Here is a 16,775-nt window from a genome sequence, read left to right on the forward strand (position 1 = left end):
TACCCCCCGACCGCGCACACTGCAGCAACGATCACGGCAAGCGCGCCTATGCCAACGCGCTTACACAAGCGATTACGCTTCCGTTTTTTGACGTAATCCGGATACAATTGACTTGCCGTGGGCCTCGATGCGACTGGCGAAGCATGGCCGTCGACTCGACTTCGAGCCGTATCAATCCGATATGGGCGGCTTCGATTACCTGAAGGGGAAACATACCGCTGAGCGTGCTTTCCCCTTTGCATGGAGGAAACCTGCTCCGGTCGACTTCCTCTTGAATAATCCGGCCGCAAAATCACACCTTCCCTCAGCACATACTCAACCTTCGGAGATCATAGCACGTACACAAAAGCGCTCGAAGAAAACCCACCAGACCAACAAGCGCCCCATCTCCGCCTTTACCGACAAAAGAAAGGCTGGCCCACTCACGAGGAGAAGCCAGCCCGAACAATGCTGTGGCGCAATTTTATGACTCAGCGAGGACCTCATCCAACTCGCCGATATTTTCAGGGGCGTCCACGCTGCACCCAATAGTTTTCTTGAGCGCCATCAGCACCAAAACAGTCAGAACGATTCCGACAGGAAGACAAATGAAAGCGTTTTGCACGAAGCCCGCTAGAACGAACATCACAAACGACACAGCCGCCATGGTGAAAACGTACGGCAGCTGAGTCGATACGTGATCAACGTGATTCATATTTGCACCCGCGGAGGCCATGACCGTAGTATCGGATATAGGAGAGCAGTGATCGCCGGCAACGGCACCTGCAAGGCACGCCGATATGCCGATGGTCAGCAACGTAGGATCATTTGCAAAGATCGGCAGAACGATAGGGATGAGGATGCCGAACGTTCCCCAACTTGTGCCGGTGGAAAAAGCCAAGAAGACGGCTACAAGAAAAATAACGGCGGGCAGCAAGTTGAACAAACCGGGAGCAGCGCCTTCCATCAGTCCAGCAACAAACACATCCGCACCCAGAAGCCCTGTCATATTCTTCAACGAAACAGCGAGCGTAAGCACCAGAATGGCAGGCACCATGGCATTGAATCCAGCAGTGAACGAAACGGACGAGTCTTTAAGAGTTATGACCCGACGGGCCAAGAGATACAGAAAAGACAGAACGAGCGCAATAAGCGCGCCCCAAGGAAGAGCAACGAATGCGTCGGTGTTGCCGAACGCCGCAATAAGGTCCCCGCTCGCTTCTCCACCGAAGAATCCGCCAACGTAAAGCATGCCCAATATGCAGAAGATGATAAGGATAACGACGGGAACAAGCATATCCCAAAGCGTCGCTTTGTTGTTCTCGACAACCTCGTCATTGCCAAGTGAACCCAATTCGCCGTTACGATAAGCTTCCATTTCAGCTTTCGCCATCGGACCGTAGTCGAAGTTGAGGAAGATAAGTCCTATCACGAACACGATCATCAGCAATGAGTAGAAATTGAAAGGGATGGCCTCTATGAACAGCTGAATGCCATTCACGTTCAGGTCGGCCGCTACGCCCGACACGGCAGCCGCCCAAGAAGATACGGGAGCAATCATGCAGATAGGAGCAGCTGTCGCGTCGATGATAAATGCCAGCTTCGCACGAGATACGTTCTTGCTATCAGTCAACGGACGCATGACGGAACCGACCGTTAAACAGTTGAAGTAGTCGTCGACGAAGATCAATACGCCTAGGGCAAAAGTCGCAATTTCTGCTCCTGCTCGCGACTTTACGTGAACGGCAGCCCATCGACCAAACGCAGCCGCGCCGCCGGCATTGCTCACTAACGCCACCACAATGCCCAGCATGACCAAGAATACGAAAATTCCGGCATTGTCCGCGACGGCGGGAACCAAGCCGTCGTTCACGATAGCGTCGAGAGTGAGCGTAGGATCGAAACCGGCCACGAGCAGCGCCCCCATGACGATACCGACAAACAGGGACAGGTACGTCTCCTTGGTAACCAGAGCCAGAACGATGGCAACCAGAGCCGGGACGAGCGCCCAAGCCGTATTCGCAAATTCCACGCGCGTTTCCTTTCCGCAGCTAGCCTGATCATGGCTAGGCGTCAAGGCATCAACTTGGCGTCTGACCATGGCAGCTCTCCGCATGTATGCGACAGTACGCAAGATATTATCTTGCGTCCCAGGAATTAGAGGGTTCGGGTACCCTCTAATCCTTCGGCGGCTTTCCCTTTCGCCCATGCGCACCCAAACGCTCTAATAGGGATACTGATGAAAGCCGCGCCTCTACCACGATTTCATTATCATGTTGCAATTAAATGGATACTACCATGCGTAAATCCCGTGTCAATAGTACGAATTCGAAAGCGTCCGGACAAAGCCCTTCCAAACGAAGGAAACGCCGGAAAAGTTGAGTCGATCAGCTCCGGCCACGGGAAACCTTTAACCCCATGCGTTTCGCAAATCGATCAGCATACGATCCATCGCTGCAAACAAGTACCACCTTCTCGCTTCCGACAAATGCATCATCTTCTATTTGCGCAATCGAATCAGGAAGCCTTACCGCCGTAAGGTTATGACAATACGCAAAGGCGCGTTGACCAATATGCACACACCCATCAGCGACAAATACAGTTTCCAACTTCGCACAAGAATTGAAAGCACTCCTCTCTATTATGCGAAGCGATGGAGGGGTTTCGATTCTTTCTATTTGATTAGCTTGATAGAAAGCCGCATATCCAATATTTCGAAGCGTTGAAGGGAACTGTACGCTTTTCGTATACGCGCTGCCCTCGAAAGCGGCCCGTGCTATGTTGGTGACCGCCCGTCCCTCAATTGTCTCGGGAATCGCAACATCGCAACAGGAAGCAAGCTTTCCTCGCACTGTTGCATGATCCGTGTAAACAAAGTAGCGCAGCACATCGTCGCGAAACTCGCCCGACCTAAACTCATAGCGCTCGAACTCTTCGTGAAACGCGGTTCCAAAAACCCTATCCACTGCAAGCTCAAGCTTCATGCCGTGGCTGCCCTTGACCATGAGAACGTCATTCACGGATACGTGCTTCTCCATCAAAGAAATCAGTTCGTCGAAGCATTCGGTATGCGCAACGCAAGTCGCATTGCCAAGCCGAGCGGCATCCGCAATGTGGCGACTTGCCGAACCGTAACATATGAGCTTTTCAATTTTTGATCGTGCGACCATTTCCCCAACGCGTCGATGAAATAATGCTTCCTCCTCGCCCGTCTCAAGCATATCCGCCAGCACGGCAACCCGGTGGCCCCCTTCGGGAACGCCCACCATCTCAAAAGCATCAAAGGCGCTCTGCATGCTCTCGGGCGAAGCATTGTAGCAATCAAGGTATATCGAATGCCCGCCATACCGTACCAAATTCTGCCGGATGCCTGAAGGTCGATAAGATGCAAGGCCAAAAACGATTTCTTCATCAGTCATATCAGCCCAAACGCCGGCAGCGAAAACCGCAAGAGCGTTAAGCACATTGTGCCTTCCAAAGCAGTTCAGCGTCACTGCAACAACTTTGTCTTCATAGAGGACATCGAATGCAAGACGCGATCCATCACTACGTATATTGGCCGCTCGATAATCGCATTCTTCATTATCTATGCCATAGTACACAACGCTACGAGAACACGAAACTCCCCACTGGAAAGGATCGTCGCCATTAAGTATCATCAATCCCTCACCGGTAGGCATTCCTTCTTGAACGCTTAGACAGCTATCGAGGATCCTCTCCTGCGTTCCAAACGCCTCCAAATGGGAAGAACCCACCAGCGTCACAATCGCAGCTTGCGGCTGAACCACTTTGGCGATAACACCAGCAGCGCAATACGGAGGACCCTCCATCGTTTCCTGCACGTAGTACATATGCTCCGGTTTGAGACGCTGAACCACCCCTCCGGCAAGACGGAGATTATTAGCGCTACTATCATTGCAATGAGCAGGATACTTGCTTTTCAAAACCGCCGCAGCCATCTGGGTAGTTGTCGTTTTGCCAATACTTCCCGTAACGCTTAGCGTTTTCGGACGAAAACGAGCGCGAACGCTCGAGCAAATCAGGCAATACGCTTCAACCGGATCAGGATACAGCAGGCATGGATAGTCCTTTATCTGGAAGGGCGCGATTAGCAAAGCAGCCCCTCTGGCTATCGCCACATCAGCAAGCTCTACGCATCTCTCTGGCGAAGTGTAGGTGTTCGGAACAGATGTATTGACCGTAATGACAGCTACGCCTCCAGGCTGAACATCATGTGCAAAATACACACGCGTGTATGTACTGTCAGAACCGCTGATCGGCAATTTGAGTATTTCGCATATCCAAAACTTCGTCAAAATCGAGAACTCAGACGAATAGTTCGCAACCGACGCATCCTGAAAAGATACCGTCTCACGAGATTCCAACACGTACCCTCCTAGCGCACTAATCTTGACATTGCATTGCAACGCTTACCATGTATCCAGGTGATACGCTTCCGCTTTCAATCGCATCTTATCCCTAAAGTATTCCCTGAATTCATCCGAATGCTCATAAACCTTATGAAGGTCTTGATGAATATTTATTTCTAGTATCTTGAAGCCGTCATCGGTAATAGCAATATCGAATCCCAGATACTCGAGTTCGGGCATAAAAGAGCAAACGCTCTTCACTTCTTCACACATGTAGCTCCAATTCGGGACAATACCCTTGATCCGCACTCCCGTATCCGGGTGAACCGGACACGGAACAAATACATGGTCCACAATTCGCTCTGGACAGTAATACTCCCCCGTGTCGATATCGACCTTTGCGCAAATGCCTCCGTAACCTACATTGTCCGTAAATCCAGTACTCGAAGACCCAATGCGCATATACGTTTGCATGATTTTTGGCTCGAAACCTGATTGATTCACTACCGCAACTCGAATGGTGTTAACCGAGTGAGGATAAATTCTGCGCAATTCTTCATGCAGGAAGAGGTACTCGGTGACAATGTAATAAGAATTGAAGCCGCGAATCATTTCTTCAATATCCGCTTCGCTCTTCTCTTCCCCGTTAACCAGATATCGGCAGCCTGCATACTCAAGACGATAAAAGCCATCACCATGAGTGCCCGAGGAGGGCTTCAGCGCCAATAATCCTTTTGCTTGCAACAAGGAAAAGAGATCAGCGAACGTGGCGCCCATCCCATCCGGTGCGTCTTGAAGCGTTTTCAGGCACGTCTCGCCTTCCATTTTGATAATAATGTAATAGTACTCCGCCAAAAGATGCTTATAGGGCTCCAGGACATAGCGTGTTGTCGTCTTATCGTTTACCCAAATTTGAAAACGATTGTTGATTCTGTTCAACCAATGATATTGATAATCCGATATGTATGTCCGATAGGTTTCCTCGGTCAAATGATATTGTTCTATTCGAAAGGACTGGAATCCGCGGCGCCAGCACCATAGTTTCTGCCTTAAGGTCGTACTTTTGGTATTGTGAAAATCTGATTTAACGGCATCGAACCATAATTTCTGCATGTACGGTCGCACGCCAGAGCGACATAGCTTTCTAATGAGACGATTCTCATGCCTCGTCTTAATGGTGTGCCAATCGTACGAGGCATCCACCTCGAATAGTTCGTGCTTCTTTTTCGCCCTGTTCATGAGATATTCATTGAGCTCTTGGCTGTGTTCCACAAGAGGCAAGGTGGGATTCGCGGAGAACGAATATACGACAAATGAATCTTTTGTCGGAATAAGATAAACGGTAAAGAATTCTATCTCGCTAATATACGAGGCCATCCCCTTCACAGCCTCAACCATATCAGACCAGTGAGGAACCGAGCGGCCATCGCACACACCCTCAGCTGAAATCGGAGCATACACCAAACCAGAATCCTGCCCTCGATCCAAAACGTACGCATCCAGTATCTCCGTTTTAGCCAAACGCTCATTTGCAACGTAAAGCTTAACGACGCCGCTGAACCCCGAAGCCTGCTCGAAGTAATCACAAATGACGTGACCGTATTCAAACTTCGAAAACAACTCATGTAGATCGCTTTTGGTGTAGAGAGGAGACTCATCTTCTGCACTCAACAGCGCCATTCGATCATAGTGATACCCGAATATCCTAAACCACTCACTTCCGATTGGATCACTCTTCAATGCAAACTGATCGCCACCAACGTGCTCAACAAGATAGCTGCAACGCCGCCTCGACGGTGCTGTCGGTCGAACGACCAGCTTCCCTCGTTTCTCAAGCAACTCGACAAAAGCGTCGTACCCCTCCCCGACACTCCTGTTAAGCGTGTCGGAGGGAAGAAAAATGTTCTCATGCTCTCTTCGAATGATGTTGAAGTAAAGCCGAGGAAGGAACATTGAATACCGTGCGAGAATATGCTCTATCGTGACCAGATCACCGATCCATTTTGAAAAACTATTGTTGAACGGCTGCAGGAACAGGTAATCCAGATCGCTAATTACCCTATCGGAATTCCGTTTGAGATCGTATTTTTCAATACTTTCGTAGAGAAAACCGCGCTCATGCGCCCATTCCATGTCTTTGCGATTCTCGGCAGAAACGCTCGCTTCATCGACAAGCACTTTTTTGTACCATGAATTCGCCAAGCGCCTCGAGCATCCCCGCTTTCTCCATGAGGCAATGAAACGCTCTTTTTTAAGTCTTCCGATCGGGTTCATATCTTCTTCCTGTTCGCTCCGCTTGCGACGAGCTATCGTCTTAACGTTTCGCCTTCTTGTATTCGATCTTTCGCCGAAAATACTCTTTCAACCGAGGATCATAGTTCGGGTATCGATGAAGATCCTGATGCGTATTGATTTCCAGAATCTTAAAAGCATCATTCGTTATCGCAACATCAAAACCCAAATACTCAAGCTGGGCAATGTACACGCATATATCTCGAACGGTTTGCTTAACCTCATCCCAATGAGGAATAAAACCGTCTATTCCAACTCCACTATCCGGATGCCGTACACAAGGCGTCACATTATGGTTCGAGGATAGCTCGCCTGAATGAAGACGCCCGGATTCGATGTCAACACGCGCAAAAATACCCCCATTGCTCACATTGTCGGTGAGGCCCGTCTTGTTAGTAGCGATCCTTGCATAAGCATCGAGAATGCAAGGATCGGAAACCCGAGTATTTACCACCGTGATGCGAATAGTCGAAACAGCATGCGGCGAGAGCTTTTTCATAAAATCATGGGGTTCGATATACTCCGTAATGATGTAGTTTTCATCGAACCCATGTAATATGGATAGCATTTCATCAGCGGATTTTGCTTCATTATTCAAAAAATAAGAACCATGTTCGCTGTATTCAAGCTTGCAAAATCCGATGCCCCTCGATCCTTCCGTCGGCTTTGCAACCAGCACACCCTTCTTCCTCAGCAGACTTAAAACGGAATCGAATCCTCCGCGATCCTCAAGTGGACAGTCCATCATCGGAGCGCATACCATTCCCTGACTACGAGTCATGATGTGAAAATAGTACTTCGGCAAAAATTCACGATACCTATCCAGCACATATCGGAAACTGACCTTATCGTATACCCACTTTCTATATTCGCAGTTGATGGGCCTCAACCATCGGTATTCCCTGTCGGACAAGAACTCGCTGTAGTTATCATCCGTCAGCCCATACTGTTTGATACGATAAGAAAAGAAGCCTTTGTCATGAGCCCAATTTATTTCTTTCCTATGAAGCGTGCTGCTTTGCGAATCAATGCGTAAATCGCGCTTCCAACTTCGATACATATACCCCATAAAACCGGTCTTATCGAGAATCCAAAGATCAGAACACTTACGTAACACCTGTCTTGCGATCTGCAAGAAGCCGCCGCGCTTCCGCTTTGCGTCCAACGCACTATCGAGATACCTCCACAAATCATCGTCGTCCGTCTTCCCCCAAAAAAGCTGCGGACATGCTGATATCTCAACAACCTTAAAAGAGCGCTCACAGACGACTACTTTGAATCCAAGGTATTCGAGTTCTGGCACGTATGCGGAAGCCGACAAAACAGCAGACACGAGGTCATCCCAAAGCGGAACAGCTTCGTATTCGAGATGCGATCCGTGCTGTTCTGATACTGAAATCGAACCTGAAATTATCCCTGTCGTTTTATCTATCGTCCTAATCTGAGACCGAGATGTATGGTCGTCGAGCACCGTATAGACCTGAACGATCTCAGGAGACACGCCGTCAAGATTGCATACTACGAACTGAACGGCACGCGCTTGCAAAGCACCTGCCTCGCCAAGCGAGTGCGACTTATCCATATCCTCAAGCACGATACTACGCGCCGGCATGCCCTCAAGAACGGCGGTGATTTCCGATCGGGACGATGGAACTCCCTCTTGAAAAAACGTGCCCTTTTCATACGATAGACTAATTCCGCGCGACGCCCCCTCGGACAATGATGGATCGCCCTTGGGACTCTTCACGATAAGGTTGGCACCTTCGCGTAGGAGTTTTTCTATTGCATCGCAATCGCATCCCTCGCAAGCTGGGGCATCCTGCAGGGGGACATAAACCGTCGTTCCCTCTTTTTTAATGAGCGAGTAGTAGTATTTCGGAAACAAGTCACCATAGCGATCGAACACATACCGAACCGTTAGGGGATCATTGACGAGTCGGTTGAATTTACCCTGCAGCGGGTATAAGTACAAATACCAATAGTCGGACAAACCTCGCAGGTGATCACGGCCGCAATCGCCAATCTGGGTGAAATCTTCAACCGAAAAACCCTTGCGATGAATTCGACGGAGCTCTCTTGAACTCATGTTCGAAAACTCAAATTCATCGCTTTGCTCAAGATAAGCCCAGTACGAGGATCCCCGCGGAGAGAATCCACGCAATATGCGCATAGCCTTTTGAAGCGCCCGACGGATATGTCGGGCGCTTCGCGTCATGCTTCTTTGATTACCCACAAACAGCTCCATGAAACCCGAAACGCATCAGCCTGCCCGCATGAAACGAATCACTCACAAAAAAGCCCTCTCGCTTCTCTGAAAGAGCGGATTCGCTCATCCTGAATGCGACCTCCCCTGATAACGGTCGCCTCCTGAACGTTGCCAGGGTATTCCCCCTCTATCATGATGTCGATGTATTTCGAAATTCCCGAGCTCAGAGTTTTAGTAACAGTAATGGGGTACATTGCGGGCGTGTTGTCAACCGCGTAATGGATTACCCCATCCACTTCATATACGGGGTCCTCAATTGTCGTCGCACGCGTTGTCTCAACTTCAAGACCTGGGTCGCAACTGATATCAATGATCATCGTACCAGTCTTCATTTTAGAGAGGTCTTCTCGATAGATTATTCTGTCCGTACGGTTTGTATCCCACATAACACAATTAACGAGAACGTCATAATCGAACATATTTTTACGGAAAAGCTTCTCCAACCTTCTAGGATACACGTCCACCTCCGCACCAAGCCCGTGGAGAATGCGCATTGCCCCCTTCGCCGTCTGGCCATTGCCCAAAATCGCAACACGTGTATCATAGGGCATTTTCCCGCAGTACATATACGCCTGCAACACACCCGCTTCGCCAGCAATCTCTCTGTTTCTGTAAAAAATGTATCGACCGTCCTCGAATATCTCTTCCCATGCAACCACCGTATGAGACCCCTTGATCACGGAGCTGGTAAAGTCGAGGGACTGCACGGCATGCGCCCACCCGAACAGGACTTTTCCATCCTCAATGTCGTCGAGATAATCAGCATCGCCCAACTTGACATCGGTGATGATATCGCATGCGAGGCACTCTTCCCGAGATACGATATGAGCTCCCAAACTTGCATAATCCTCATCCGAAAACCCGACCGATTCCCCATACCCCTGCTCGAAGTAGAGCGAATCCCTATGCTTTATCGACTGGAAATCGGTCGGAATAAGAGCTCGTCTCTTCTCACCGCATTTGTGGCTCTTAACGAATCCCATCGTCTTCATAATCAAAACCTCCCAAAATTGCGCTAGTATGCCCACGCCAACAAGCTCGGCGCATCAACACGTACTTATTCTTCGATTCAATTCTTCGATTCGTGACGGAGAACGAAACTGTCGTAGTCCTCAGGGCAATTGAAATCCATCGTTTCATCGGATACGATGCAAAAACCGCCTCCGATCTCGCGGCCCTCGAGCGGCATTTCATTGTACAGATGATACACTTGCCAGCCTTTCGCATCGTCTATCTCCCTCGCTACTATCTTCCCGCGAAGAATCTCAATGCATTGCCGAAGAATGGCGCCTCGTTTTACTCTCACCGCATAGATCGATGTCGCGCTTCCCCAGAAAAGCATTCCTTCACACGGTGTGCTCAGAATGCTCTCCATGACTTCGTTCGTGTAGAACACATCGCCGTACAAGAAACATGTTTCGTCTTCAATTAATTCAAAGCAAAATCGATCCAACTCGTATGCGTCCCGCTCGGGAGAATGCCGACGCGCTTGCGGGATTTCATACCGCTCATCCGAAGAGGATATAACCACCTCTGCTTCAGGATTGAGCTCTTTGACCAATCTCACCGTCCGTTCGAGAAGCGTCTCGCCATCGACGACCGAAAGATGTTTCGGCACACTGCGGTAATTCCCCCATCGGCTTCCTCGAAAGCCATTCGATAGCTTCGTTGCAGGGAGTCGCGGAATCCGTAGAGAATTACACCAAGATGTTCTATTGCGAATACGTTCCTGCTATATTTAGTGTTCGTCGTGAGGAACGGCCGGCTATAGAGAGGGGTGTCGTGCGCTGCGTAATTATGGCCAACTTTGTGAAATCGGTAAAAATCTCCGAGCTCATTGTCCTTTTGCGGCCCCCATAATTGAATGATGTTGACTCCAGAACTTGTATTCGCTTCGATGATACATACACCTTGAGAAGTCAGCAGCACATCCCACGCCGTGAACGGCGCAAAAGGAAAACGTCTTGCTAAAGATAAAATTTCATCTTTAACCTCGGGCCAATCAGGCACGACGGCTCCTTGTATTTGGTATCCAGAATCGGGGTGCACCTGAGAAGCCCCTAATGCATGCAGCGAGCGCGCCTCAGAGAGCTCACCGGTCTCCAGATCAATCATGGCGACCAACCCTCCTCGACTTCCGTTGTCGACGGGAATTGTCTCGTGAGTTCCGATACGGAGCACCGCGAAAAACACTTTATACGTGCCAGTTGAGGGATCGCGTAAGGTAATCACCCTCATTGTATTGGTAGTCTTGTCATAGATTTCGTCTAGAAACGGATGCTGCTTCACGGCCTTGGAGAGAAACCACGCGTCTTTTGATTCCAAAAACGAAACGAATTCCGTCTCCGTCAGAAGATCGCCATCGACGACAATGCCTCCATCTGCCTTTTCGAGACGAAAAACGTCTTTCCCTTTACCTGCAGCTATAGGCTTCATGAACAAAGCTCCTTCGTCCGACAAAGCTTTTATCACATCGCCGTAGGTTCTATATCCGTCTGCAGAATCGGAGCACAGCGAGACGATTTTACCCTTATTCTTCATCAGAAGATTTTCCGGCACCGTTATATATCGGCTCAATACCTCAGAGCATATGATCTTATTGTTGTACATTTGATCGAATGGTTCATTTATCCAGCGCGAACGATACCAATCGAATTCCGATAGGTACTCACGTCTGTCGTTGTGCTTAAAATCGTAAAGAACATACTGGTCGGCAAGATACCCGCCGCATATGTTCATTCTGAGCTTAGTAAAAAAATTCACATCGAAATGATTCGGTGCAAAGAGTATTCGCCTCAACCAGAGCAACGAGAGCTTTGCGATTTTGACGCACCGCTTTACTGCATTCCACATAGTTTCACCGGCCCTCGCCCTTAGATGCCAAACCAGCCTCGTCGAAAACAACATCAGCGATCGATTCTGTTGACTTACCTATGCAATCAAAAAGAAAGTTATCCCTATATCGCTCAAACGCATCGAAAGGATACGGCTTCGACAACGCTGCAGAAAGGTCAATGGCACTCTCAAAAACACAACCGGGCATCTCTTCATACAAATCAACGTTCATACCAGTCGTACGTTCATACAATTCATAATCATACGCGTAGTACAAGGTCTTCACCCGTAACGCAGCCGCCTCAAGCGCAATGGCGGAATAATCGGTAATAAGATACTCCGCAACCGTAAGTAATTCCATTGCGGACACCGAGGGGCATCTTTTTGCACGACAGTCATTCTCCATTGCTTGATTTGGATGAGGCTTGACGACAACACAGTACTTCTCCAGATCAAGAGCATCCAGTAAAGAGGCCAAATCTGTTTTTCCAACTCGTCTGAATGTTGGTGCGTACAAAATTACAGGCTTCTCGGACAGATCCGGAAATAGCGAGAAGATGTTCTTTCGTATGGAATTCGAATTCTGCAACAAATAGTCAATGCGTGGCAGTCCCACATTTCGAATTGCGGTCTCTGGGACACCGAACGCTTCAGCGTAAAAACGATTCCACCGCTTGCCACCCGCAATGACAAAGTCGTATCCATGATGCATTTTGAGTACGCGGGCCGTTTCGCCATCTCTTCCCCCAGGCTGATCAAGAGCTTGGCGACCAGATTGCTTTATTTTACCGAGGGCGTGCCACATTTGAATCACCCTCAATTCTGGTTTATGATTCAACAACGAAACGGGAGGCCAGTACGAATCGAGCACGCACACCTTGGATGTTGCCAAATGGTACAAGCTCTTCATCAGGCACGTCGCAAAGATAATCTTACTTGCTGGAGACCGTTTAACTCTGCAACATATGCAGACAACTCGCACATCGGGACAACGTTTCTTGAGCTCTTCGATAAGCAAAGAGGCATCCAAGGACAGAACATCACTCTGCCTACTAAGGAACAGTATTTTTTTACTATCAGTACGGAACAATTTCATCGGCATGTAGCATAGGAAAAGAAATGCTCTGATCACAAGGAGTAGAAACACCTTTGTGCGGCTCTTGAATTCATGCAGCACCAGACGGCCCTCTAAAAATTCTTCTCGTAATAGGTCGTGGCATCATCAATGCAGCCATCGAACACTTTCGTCCCCTCATTCAGCACGATGCCTCTACTGCAAAATTCCTTTGCCGTAGAGGAAGCATGCGTAACGAACAAAACCGTTACGCTTTCATCCATCATGATTTCGCGAATACGTTGGATGCATTTTTTCTGAAACGCCCGATCACCGACGGAAAGCGCCTCGTCTACTACAAGTATTTCAGGATCTATAGCCACGGCAAACGCAAAACCCAAACGCGCTTTCATACCGCTCGAATACGTACGCATGGGCTGGTCTACATAGAGGCCCAATTCGGCAAACTCTATGATGGCCGGCTCGATATCTTTAATTTCAGAATTCCTGAGACCAAGTATCTGGCCACGGAGGGCGATGTTCTCACGCCCCGTCAATTGCATATCAAACCCAGCAGTCAGCTCCAAAAGCGCGCTTACACGCCCCTTAACTTCCACCTCCCCGCGCGTAGGATGAGTCACCCCGGTAACCATTTTCAAAGCGGTGGACTTTCCTGCACCATTCCGACCCAAAAAAGCGACTGCTTCACCTTTCTTGATCTCGAAAGACAGGTCTTTGCTCGCATCGACGCTGCCCATGAATGAACCCTTCTTCTTATAATTGAAGATACCCAGAAAGCGTCCGCGATCATTCTTGTACAGATTATACGTCTTCGTTACATGGTCGAAGCGAATAACCACCTCATCGCTCACGCTCGTCTTATGCAACGACTTTGCGTCGCCCGGAATCTGAACCTCTTTATCACTAGAGGACATCGGATACCTCCTCGTTAAACCTCTGATAGACGAACAAGGCGGCGATGAGCGTGATAGAGAATACGACGGCAAATCCTATGCACATGCCAGGATCCTCCCAAAACCAGGTTTTGTCGTAAAAAGCACCGCGAAACGCTGAGGCAAAAAATGTGATCGGATTAAAGTTCAAAAGAGACTGCACCCATTCGATATGAATGCTTTTAACGTTGAACAAAACTCCCGAAAGCCAAAAAAACGGTGTGGACATAGCTCCCATGAGGTTTTTTACATCTTTGCTCATAGCCGAGAGCTGCGAGAAAAGAATTGATACCACATCCCAAAACAAAAACATCAGAAGAAGGAGCACAGGAACCTGCAAAAGGTATACATCGAGCGGCATGCCGCATGCAAAATAGATCACGAACAGAACAGCCATGAGCATCAGCTGCACAACCATAGTCGCACCCGTATATATGGTAGAAATACCGCTCAGAGGAAACTTAATCTTGTTCACCAGATAGGGATACCGATGCAAAACATCGATTCCCGAGCCAAGCATATCCTGCATGAAAAACCACGGGATGAGGCCAGCGCATAACCACAGTATGTACGGAGGAGCCCCTTCAACATTGCTTCCCGCACGAAGTCCGATCTCCAATGCAAACCAGAAGCAGAAGATATACATTGCGGGCTTGATAAAAAACCAAGCCCATCCAAGGACGGCACCGCGGCTCTTCTTCACTAATTCGAAAATCGCCAAGCGACTAATCTGCTTACGCCACTCCCAGTTGTCCCTTAATATCGTCGCCATCGTTTGCAGCACGACACTCCCATTCAACGCATTACACTATTGACCAAAATACTATCACAGCACACCCAAGCTTCGGCGCATATCCCGCGTCACGAATGCGAAGGGAGCCTCACGATCCCTTCCGGGTCATCACCTGCATCAACGACAGCCATAAGCTCAGCCCATGTTTCAGGATCCTCGCGTACGACCCATAGGCCGTCAGCATTCTCGCTCCCCGCGTACGGACCCGTTGCCGAGTAAACCGTAACATCTTCCCTATGGGTAATGAAATCTACAACGAGGTATCCGATCGAGGCCATATTCAAATTGGTTTCGGTGTTTTCCTCGAGATCCACCAACACAGCATTAGCGCTCTTTTCACTATCGAGAGAGAGAACTTTCTGAATCATGGCCATCTCAAGGTTGCGTACATTGATCTGCCGCAACGCCTCCTGATTATCGCCGTATTCTTTGCGCGCACGGGCAAGCACAAGCGCCTCAGAGCCGTCGAGCAGTTGGGATGCGCCGGCCTTGAGCGATATACTGTCAGCCGTCATAGGATCGGGGACCTTTACATCTTTCGGCACATCTACCGTTACCCCTCCAAGCGCGTCGATAAGCGCTTCGAACGAGGTGAACGTGGTCATCATGTAGAAGTCGATTTCGACGCCCGTCAGTTGTTCGGCAACCGCAACAACCTCTTCGGGATCGTTGTCCAGAAGTGCATCGTTGATCTTCGATGACGACCCCTGTAACACCGTGTCCCGGGGAATACTCACGAGTGTAATGGTATAGGTTTCCGGGTCTACACGCATAAGCGTCATAACGTCGGAGTGCTGATCAACTTGCGCATGATCCGTTTTGTTGCCGGTATACAGCGCCGTTCCCTTACGAGAGTCCGATCCGATCAACAGCACGTAGAAAGGGCTTGTCGACGAAGCTGACTCGATGGAGACGCTCCCCTCCTCCACTCGATCAGCTGTTCCGTCGAGAAACGATACCAAGCCGATGAACGCCAGAGAAAGCACCGCAACGACGGCGACCGCCGCAGCGGCCGTCCTCTTCGATTGTTTCTTTGCTGCTTCAGATATCTCTGCCATAACCTTCACATCATCGATGTCGGGGAACACGGGGGCCGCGTCTTCCCCGATTGTCGTAATGATGCTTCAAAACAGGTTTGAAGAGACCAAATTTCCAGATTACGAAGAACAAAACCACAGCCAAGCCGATGCTCACTGCCCATCGAACCGGCCCCGAAAAACTTCCGAGAAGGCATCCCGCCAACGAAAGGGCCGCCGAGCACAGCCATAACACCGCTACCGAACGCTTCTGGCTGAGCCCTGCACGCATTAAACGATGATGTATATGACCAAGATCCCCATCTTTTACAGGCTGATGCACTCGCTTGCGCCTGATGACGGCAGAAAGCGTATCGAGCACCGGCACACCCGCAATCACAAGCGGCACAAGCATAACTACGAAGCTCTGCGTACGGACAACGCCCGCAACCGAAACGATACCCACCGCGAGGCCAAGCAACAATGAACCCGAGTCCCCCATAAAAACCGACGCAGGAAAGAAGTTAAAACGTAGAAACGCAAGACAGATGGCAATGAGCGCAAGGCACACAAGCACAAGGGTGAAGCTCCCTCGCATCCAGACCAGATACAGCAAGCTGCATGTCACAATAGCCACGAGACCCGATGCGAGGCCATCCAACCCATCAATGAGATTCGTGATATTGACGAACACGACAAGGTATAGCACGGTCAGCGGATAGTCAATCCACCCGAGAGCAAAATAGTCCCCGCCCCCCATACCAGCCGCGCGCACGGCTCCGATGGTGATGCCGGAAACCGTCACAATGGTGGCCGCCGCGATTTGCCCGAGCAGCTTCACCCCCGGCGAGAGCTGCGTGATGTCGTCCACGAGCCCCACGGTGAACATCGCCGTCACGCCGACGAACAGCAGGATATAGTTCACGTCGCTCAAGATGTACAGGTCGTGCAGCGACCAATCGAAGAACCGGACGCCCAAAAACACGGTGAAGCACGCTGCGATCAGACCCAGATACAGCGCAATGCCGCCGCACCTTGGAATAGGCTCGCGATTCATGCGACGATACCCCGGATAATCGATCGCACCGATCCGAAACGCGATTTTCTTGGAAACGGGCACCATGCAGTACGTGACCGCAAAGGCCACGGCAAACACGACTACCGCCTGATACCATTCCATGATTGTCCTTGTCGATTCCCCAAGACGGCACGCATCT

Annotated in this window: 12 protein-coding genes and 1 riboswitch; all 12 genes read right to left on the reverse strand. The window is 49.7% G+C overall.

Annotation, left to right across the window (positions count from 1 at the left end; translation table 11 throughout):
• Positions 1–463: 463 nt before the first annotated feature.
• Complete coding sequence (locus C1876_RS04440) at positions 464–2,011, reverse strand: Na+/H+ antiporter NhaC family protein (protein WP_114545510.1); 1,548 nt, start codon at positions 2,009–2,011, stop codon at positions 464–466.
• Between the two features lie 63 nt (positions 2,012–2,074).
• Positions 2,075–2,244, reverse strand: a riboswitch (Lysine riboswitch).
• Positions 2,245–2,366: 122 nt separating this feature from the next.
• Entirely contained in the window at positions 2,367–4,367 is a 2,001-nt protein-coding gene (locus C1876_RS04445; RefSeq protein ID WP_148044525.1) for a Mur ligase family protein, read from the reverse strand.
• Positions 4,368–4,409: 42 nt separating this feature from the next.
• Positions 4,410–6,623: a sugar-transfer associated ATP-grasp domain-containing protein gene (locus tag C1876_RS04450; protein WP_114545512.1), complete on the reverse strand. Its 2,214-nt coding sequence runs from the start codon at positions 6,621–6,623 to the stop codon at positions 4,410–4,412.
• Positions 6,624–6,663: 40 nt separating this feature from the next.
• A complete protein-coding gene (locus C1876_RS04455) occupies positions 6,664–8,886 on the reverse strand; it encodes a sugar-transfer associated ATP-grasp domain-containing protein (protein WP_114545513.1) in 2,223 nt (740 codons plus the stop codon).
• A 38-nt stretch (positions 8,887–8,924) separates the two neighbouring features.
• Positions 8,925–9,899, reverse strand: a complete 975-nt coding sequence (locus C1876_RS04460; RefSeq protein ID WP_114545541.1) for a N(5)-(carboxyethyl)ornithine synthase — start codon at positions 9,897–9,899, stop codon at positions 8,925–8,927.
• Between the two features lie 77 nt (positions 9,900–9,976).
• Positions 9,977–10,525, reverse strand: a complete 549-nt coding sequence (locus tag C1876_RS04465) for a hypothetical protein (RefSeq protein WP_148044524.1) — start codon at positions 10,523–10,525, stop codon at positions 9,977–9,979.
• Positions 10,471–11,760, reverse strand: a complete 1,290-nt coding sequence (locus tag C1876_RS04470) for a sugar-transfer associated ATP-grasp domain-containing protein (RefSeq protein ID WP_158544609.1) — start codon at positions 11,758–11,760, stop codon at positions 10,471–10,473. The genes C1876_RS04465 and C1876_RS04470 overlap by 55 nt, the downstream gene beginning before the upstream one ends.
• Positions 11,761–11,764: 4 nt before the next feature.
• On the reverse strand, positions 11,765–12,844 hold the full coding sequence (locus tag C1876_RS04475; RefSeq protein WP_342352525.1) for a CDP-glycerol glycerophosphotransferase family protein: 1,080 nt from the start codon (positions 12,842–12,844) through the stop codon (positions 11,765–11,767).
• 86 nt (positions 12,845–12,930) lie between these two features.
• A complete protein-coding gene (locus C1876_RS04480) occupies positions 12,931–13,731 on the reverse strand; it encodes an ABC transporter ATP-binding protein (RefSeq protein WP_114545517.1) in 801 nt (266 codons plus the stop codon).
• Positions 13,721–14,533 (reverse strand): ABC transporter permease, encoded by an 813-nt coding sequence (locus C1876_RS04485; RefSeq protein ID WP_244910034.1) that lies wholly within the window; start codon positions 14,531–14,533, stop codon positions 13,721–13,723. Before C1876_RS04485 ends, C1876_RS04480 begins: the two co-directional genes overlap by 11 nt.
• 77 nt (positions 14,534–14,610) lie before the next feature.
• Positions 14,611–15,600, reverse strand: coding sequence for an LCP family protein (locus C1876_RS04490; protein WP_114545543.1), 990 nt, complete (start codon positions 15,598–15,600; stop codon positions 14,611–14,613).
• Positions 15,601–15,610: 10 nt separating this feature from the next.
• Entirely contained in the window at positions 15,611–16,738 is a 1,128-nt protein-coding gene (locus C1876_RS04495) for an MraY family glycosyltransferase (RefSeq protein WP_114545518.1), read from the reverse strand.
• Positions 16,739–16,775 lie beyond the last annotated feature (37 nt).

It is taken from the genome of Eggerthella sinensis, from assembly GCF_003339815.1.
In the GTDB taxonomy this organism is placed as follows: domain Bacteria; phylum Actinomycetota; class Coriobacteriia; order Coriobacteriales; family Eggerthellaceae; genus Eggerthella; species Eggerthella sinensis.

Bases quoted from the DNA above. Each gene is read 5' to 3' on its own strand.
- C1876_RS04455 (WP_114545513.1), bottom strand. From the start codon at position 8,886: ATGGAGCTGTTTGTGGGTAATCAAAGAAGCATGACGCGAAGCGCCCGA.
- C1876_RS04495 (WP_114545518.1), bottom strand. From the start codon at position 16,738: ATGGAATGGTATCAGGCGGTAGTCGTGTTTGCCGTGGCCTTTGCGGTC.
- C1876_RS04475 (WP_342352525.1), bottom strand. From the start codon at position 12,844: ATGCCGATGAAATTGTTCCGTACTGATAGTAAAAAAATACTGTTCCTT.
- C1876_RS04490 (WP_114545543.1), bottom strand. From the start codon at position 15,600: ATGGCAGAGATATCTGAAGCAGCAAAGAAACAATCGAAGAGGACGGCC.
- C1876_RS04480 (WP_114545517.1), bottom strand. From the start codon at position 13,731: ATGTCCTCTAGTGATAAAGAGGTTCAGATTCCGGGCGACGCAAAGTCG.
- C1876_RS04470 (WP_158544609.1), bottom strand. From the start codon at position 11,760: ATGTGGAATGCAGTAAAGCGGTGCGTCAAAATCGCAAAGCTCTCGTTG.
- C1876_RS04460 (WP_114545541.1), bottom strand. From the start codon at position 9,899: ATGAAGACGATGGGATTCGTTAAGAGCCACAAATGCGGTGAGAAGAGA.
- C1876_RS04450 (WP_114545512.1), bottom strand. From the start codon at position 6,623: ATGAACCCGATCGGAAGACTTAAAAAAGAGCGTTTCATTGCCTCATGG.